Raw genomic sequence first — 6314 nt, forward strand, 5'->3', positions numbered from 1 at the left:
CTTTTCTATCCCTTATTGTTTTAAACTGCCTCTGCGCCTGAAATTATTTCAATAAGCTCAGTAGTAATACGTACCTGACGCTGACGATTATATGAGACAACCAGATCTTCTACCATCCGACCAGCACTACGAGTAGCATTATCCATAGCAGTAATCCTTGCCCCCACTTCACTCGCTCCATTTTCTAAAAGAACTTGAAATAACTGAGCTGAAATATTTTGAAATAAAAGCTTTTTTAATACTGAATGCAAAGTCGATTCATAGTCATAAACAGATGAAATATCACTTTTTTTATCTTTTCCTTCCTTAAAGTCCTGAACCAAATCTACTGGTATCAACTTCCGCATTACAGGAACCTGTTGTATGACCGATTTGAACTCTGAATATATACAAAAGCAAGAGTCAAAAACGTCATTCTGAAAAAGAGACATTACTTTACGACTAATGTTATGAGCTTGGATAAAATCCACTCCCTGTTTAGAAGATAATTTCACATAATCAATAATCATTGAAGATAGTTTTTGAGATAAAATTTCATAACCTTTCTTCCCCACCACCAATATCTTAACTTTCTTACCTTCTGCAATGAACTCTTCTATTCTATCTCTACTAAAACGGATAATCTGGGAGTTAAAACCACCACACAATCCCTTCTCCGCAGCACAAATGATAAGCAAATATGTCTTATCTTTGCCTGTGCCCCTAACTAAAGCAGGCAGACTCCCATCAGAATCTATATCAATCTCTATTATCCTAAGAAACTCTTGTATGCGGGACTGATATAAGGAAGCGTCCTTCATCGCAGTCTGTGCACGGCGCAAACTAGAAATCGCAACCATCCGCATGGCTTCAGTGATTTTCTGCGTTTCTTTCAGAGAACATATTCTATTCTTTAGCTCTTTTAGAGAGGACATTATTCAATATCTCAGTTAAAAATTCTTCAAAAAAGCATCAAGCTCACTTTTCAACCTGCTGCTGATTTCGTCAGTTAATACCTTTTGAGCATTGATATCTTCCAAAATTTCTTTAGCCGAAACCCGCAAATGAGCTAAAAACTCTAGCTCAAACTTACTTACCTGCGACAGCTCAATCCCATCAAGATATCCATTAATCCCAGCGAATATCATTATTACCTGCTCTTCCATCCTTAAAGGAGAAAACTGTGGTTGCTTCAAAAGCTCTGTAAGTCTTTCTCCCCTATTTAAAAACTTTTGAGTAGCTACATCTAGATCAGAACCAAATTTTGAAAAAGAGGATATTTCACGGTACTGAGCTAACTCCCCCTTAACAGAACCCGAGACCTGTTTCATAGCCTTGACCTGAGCTGAGGAACCAACACGTGACACTGACAATCCAATGTTAATAGCTGGACGAATACCACGATAAAACAATTCTGTTTCCAAAAAAATCTGACCATCTGTAATAGATATCACATTAGTCGGGATATAAGCAGAAACGTCATTAACCTGCGTTTCGATGACAGGCAAAGCGGTTAAAGAACCAGCTCCCATTGCATCCGACATCTTCGCAGCTCTTTCTAGCAAACGCGAATGTAGATAAAAAACGTCTCCAGGATAAGCCTCTCGACCAGGAGGACGACGCAAGAGAAGAGATAACTGCCGATACGCAACGGCCTGCTTAGATAAATCATCATATGCAATCAATGCGTGACGACCACTATCGCGGAAATATTCTCCCATAGCACAACCTGTAAAAGGTGCTAAAAATTGCATTGATGCAGAATCCGAAGCTGTTGCCGCGACAATGATAGAATACTCTAAAGCGCCACGATCTTCCAAAGTCTTAACCAACCGAGCCACGGTGGAACGTCTTTGTCCAATTGCAACATAAATACAGTAAACCTTATCCTTTTCCTCACCATTCTCATGGATATGTTTTTGATTCAAAAAAGAATCCAAAATTATTGAAGTCTTCCCGGTTTTCCTATCGCCAATTATCAATTCACGCTGACCACGACCTATCGGAATAATCGCATCTATGGCTTTGATGCCGGTGTACAATGGCTCATGCACAGACTGACGTTTTATAATGCCTGGCGCATCAACCTCAACAGGAGATCTACGCGTACTCTTAATAGGACCTCGTCCATCAATCGGATTCCCAAGAGCATCCACGACACGACCAAGCAGCTCTGGACCAACCGGAACATCAACAACACGACCTGTACGCTTTACAATATCTCCTTCAGAAATATGCTCATGAGAACCAAGAATCACCACACCTACGTTGTCAGTCTCTAAACTAAGAGCTATCCCATAAACGCCATGGGGAAATTCAACCATCTCAGTCGCCTGAATTTTATCCAGACCATAGACACGCGCAATACCATCCCCAACAGAAAGGACGCGACCTATCTCAGATATTTCCGCACTATCGCTAAAATTCTTAATCCTATTTCTAAGAATTTCAGAGACTTCTGCAGCATGGATATTCATTAATTAACCTCTTTTAATATAAGCGCAAGCCTAGAAAACTTTGCGCGAAGAGATGCATCTATTTGAGTGGATCCCATCTCTACTACGAAACCACCCATAAGCGAAGAATTCTCAACTATATCCAATAAAACTCGCTTACGTAACATTTTTCCCAAAAAATCCTTTAATTGATCCTGCTGATCCAACGATAAACTTCCTGAAGATGTTTTGACGCGAGCTAAAACTTCACCACGATAATATGAGCATACCCTATGAAAAGACGTGATAATAGAGGATAAAATTGACATCCGACCATTAACAACTAAAAGCTGTAGAAAATTTCCCATTGTCGTACAAAAATGAGCTTTTTTTATCAAATCATCAACAACAGATTTCCTGTCTTTCATAGAATATATAGGGCTCGTAACGAAACATCTAAAATCAACAGATTCTGAAAGAAGTGTTTCCAAAAGAGCAATATCCTCTGTAATTTTCTCCAAAAAACCCTCAGCACTAGCTACTCCGAACAAGGAATGAGCATATCTTCCAGGCAAACCAGAAAAAAGACTATATAGATCTGACACCTACACCAATCCTCTACCATCAAATAGAATTTTAAAATCCAATAGATAAAAAACCAAAAAACATATCCTGAATAAAATCTCACCTATCGTGTCTAACACAGGACAGCCAAACGCGCAATAATTTGCTCACATATCAATTGCACCATAAAAGCTACAAATCTTCTTTTCATTAAAAAAAACCATATCTTTTTTATACAAAGCTGCATCATCCCCTGTTTCTTTGGACCACACAAACAATCAACGATAATTCAAATGCTATACCACAGATATCCATCCCATCATAAATTCACTCCAGAATTTAAAGCATGCATTTTGTTAAAAAACCTATCCATAAACTGTTTTGATTGCAACACACATTGATCAGGAACAATCTTTCCAAGATAGATAGATAGATCACTCTTTGTTAAATACCACATTGAATCGCAACAAACATATTATAAGGATATCAGAGAATTTATATCAGGTAAACAATATATTTTAATATTAAACTTACATTCAAAACTCCATAAAAACTTTTCTTGTCCTGACGATAGAATCCCTCAATCCTATAAAGCTATTCCATCGATCTTTTATGCTCACAAAAACCGTAGTTTTCTTGCAGATATTCATAAGAAACTTTGTGGATCCATATCAAATTGTATACGCAACGAAATTGGCTTCTTAGGCATGCCGTAACACATACAACTAAAGAATTTTTGCAAATTAGCGTTACGCTTCTTCCCATGAAGCAAAAGGCGAAAACGATATCGTCCTCGCACCAAAAACAACGGCGCTTCTGCTGGTCCAAAAACTGAAATATCTGAATTAACAGGAGATCTTTTTTTTAGCTCACGCACATATGTTTCTGCTTCTTGACGCACACTAGCTGAAACAATGACTGCCGCCAAACGACCAAATGGAGGCAAGGACAGATCTTTTCTCCCTTGAATTTCCGCTTCGTAAAAGGCGTTGGAATCACCAGAAACAAGAGCCTGCATGACTGGATGTATCGGCTGATAAACCTGAATAAGCCCAAGACTTTTTATGCCAAAACGCCCAGCGCGACCTGTTACTTGTGATAATAGCTGAAACGTTCTCTCGGCAGCTCGAAAATCTGCACTGGAAAGACCGAAATAACCATCAACAATACCAACCAAAGACATGCGCGGGAAATTATGCCCTTTTGCAACGAGTTGCGTACCTATAACAATGTCAACTTCGCCTTTAGAAATAGCTTCCAACTGTGATCTCAGTTTCTTTTCACTTCCGTCTAAATCAGATGATAGAACAGAAATCCGCGCCGCAGGGAAATATCCCCGTATTTCTTCATCAATACGCTCAACTCCAGGACCACAAGCTATCATACGTCCAGAAACGCCACATTCAGAACAAGATTCTGGATAAGGCGCGACATAACCACATTGATGGCAATGCAACTTTCCCCGAGAGCGATGTTCTACCAACCAACAAGAACAATAAGAACATTTTATCCTATATCCACATACCTGACATAAAGTCAGCGGCGCATATCCTCTTCTATTAATAAAAAGTAAAGTTTGCTCATTTTTATCAAGAGTATCTCTGATATTATTCAGCATTTCCAAAGAGAGGAATTTCCCATATTTCAGTGATTGATTGCGCATATCAATTAATCGTAAATCAGGCAAAGAAACGTTGCGGTATCTCGAAGATAAGTGGACACAGCCGTAACGTTTACACACGCTATTAACTTGGCTCTCTATCGACGGCGTGGCTGAAACAAGCACAACAGGAAAAGATTCAATTTTGCCACGAACAATGGACATATCCCGAGCATTGTAAGTGATCCCATCCTCTTGTTTATAAGAAGGATCGTGTTCCTCATCGACAACAATCAAACCTAATTCTTTAAAAGATAAGAATAATGCAGATCGTGCTCCAACAACTGCCAATATTTCGCCTCTTTGCACCTGTTTCCAAATTTTTTGACGCACACTTAAAGAAAGAGCTGAATGCCACTCTGCAGGCTTGACCCCGAAACGCTTTTGAAAACGCTCTAAAATGGCGGAAGTCAAAGAAATTTCTGGCAATAAAATCAACACCTGCTTACCCAAAGACAAAACTTCAGAAACGGCTTCTAAATAAACTTCGGTTTTTCCGGAACCCGTTACTCCACTAATAAGTGAAACCGAAAAACCATCTGCACATATAGGCAAAAGCTGTGCGACAGCTTCCTGTTGATTCTTTTCTAATTTTGGCGAAAAGAATTCTACATTAGGCTTTCCTACAACAGGTGAAGGCAACTCCCAAATCTGTTCAATCACTCCTTGCCTTTTTAATCCATCAATGACGCCGGACGATACCTTTGTAGCACGAAGCAATTCTCTTTTTTGCCATATTTTCCCATCCTTAATCTTGTCCATCACACGAAGACGAGCTGGAGAGTTACGCTGAGGAAAAACGCCAGTAAATTGAATCTTTTCTTCCATTTTTTCTGCTTCTGAAAAGACAGAAACCGCCATACGCGCTATCAATCCTATTGGTGATAATGTGTAATTAGAAACCCAATCGATGAATTGACACATTTTCTGTGAAAGCGGAGAACAGTCACAGACACGCTCAATAAAACGCAATTTTCGCACATCAATCTGATGTTTTGATCTGTTATACCAAACCACACCAAGCACAGAACGTGATTTCAGGGGAACACGCACAATGGATCCAAGTTCAACTTGAATTCCAAACGGAACTGCATAGGAATATGGTCCGGAAACTGATTGCAAGAGCAATACAAAAACACTAGGAACAACTGTCCCTTCTGTGTCGGATTCTATCAAAATTATCGGATTGATTCTCATGTTGATGATACTATCTCTAAAAAAAATAAAAACCAATCTTCAGGCTCTCCTGTTTAATTTGTTTCTATTAGCAAGAACCCATTGGCGGATTTTACAAGATGCATTCTCCCAATCTTCTGTATCTATATATTAGCGACACGAATTTCACAGGAAGCATTCTCCCCTCATCATCTGAATGAATGTGCAAAAATTACATCTTTAAGATTTAAACTAAATCGCTTTGCACCTTGCATATTAGAATATTATGGCATAGAATCGTGCAGTGTAACTTTATATTGACAAAGAGGAATTCCTTACAAAGATTGTCCTATTTTGTCGACTTAGTGATTTCTTTATGTGATTGCATTATTAGAATCTCCTTAATGTGGACTAGTCGATTTCATTTTATATATTTTTTAATAATCCCTGCTTTGTTGCAGTTCTGGAGTGGTGGGTTCTTATTTCCTGCCTCCCTAGCACAGGCGAGTTCATCACCGTCT

General features: G+C 39.0%; 4 protein-coding genes. All 4 read right to left on the reverse strand.

What is annotated here, in order from left to right:
• Nucleotides 1–20: 20 nt before the first annotated feature.
• The gene (locus H0G72_RS00840; protein WP_182016670.1) at nucleotides 21–914 is read right to left on the reverse strand and encodes a F0F1 ATP synthase subunit gamma; all 894 of its coding nucleotides are present in this window, start codon (nucleotides 912–914) and stop codon (nucleotides 21–23) included.
• A gap of 15 nt (nucleotides 915–929) precedes the next feature.
• Nucleotides 930–2456 carry a F0F1 ATP synthase subunit alpha gene (gene atpA / locus H0G72_RS00845; protein WP_182016672.1) on the reverse strand — a complete coding sequence of 509 codons (1527 nt, stop codon included), beginning with the start codon at nucleotides 2454–2456 and terminating at the stop codon, nucleotides 930–932.
• On the reverse strand, nucleotides 2456–3019 hold the full coding sequence (atpH, locus tag H0G72_RS00850; RefSeq protein ID WP_182016674.1) for an ATP synthase F1 subunit delta: 564 nt from the start codon (nucleotides 3017–3019) through the stop codon (nucleotides 2456–2458). Before atpH ends, atpA begins: the two co-directional genes overlap by 1 nt.
• A gap of 605 nt (nucleotides 3020–3624) precedes the next feature.
• Nucleotides 3625–5835, reverse strand: a complete 2211-nt coding sequence (locus H0G72_RS00855; RefSeq protein ID WP_182016676.1) for a primosomal protein N' — start codon at nucleotides 5833–5835, stop codon at nucleotides 3625–3627.
• Nucleotides 5836–6314: the final 479 nt, after the last annotated feature.

The organism is Candidatus Liberibacter sp., assembly GCF_014048425.1.
In the GTDB taxonomy this organism is placed as follows: Bacteria; Pseudomonadota; Alphaproteobacteria; order Rhizobiales; family Rhizobiaceae; genus Liberibacter.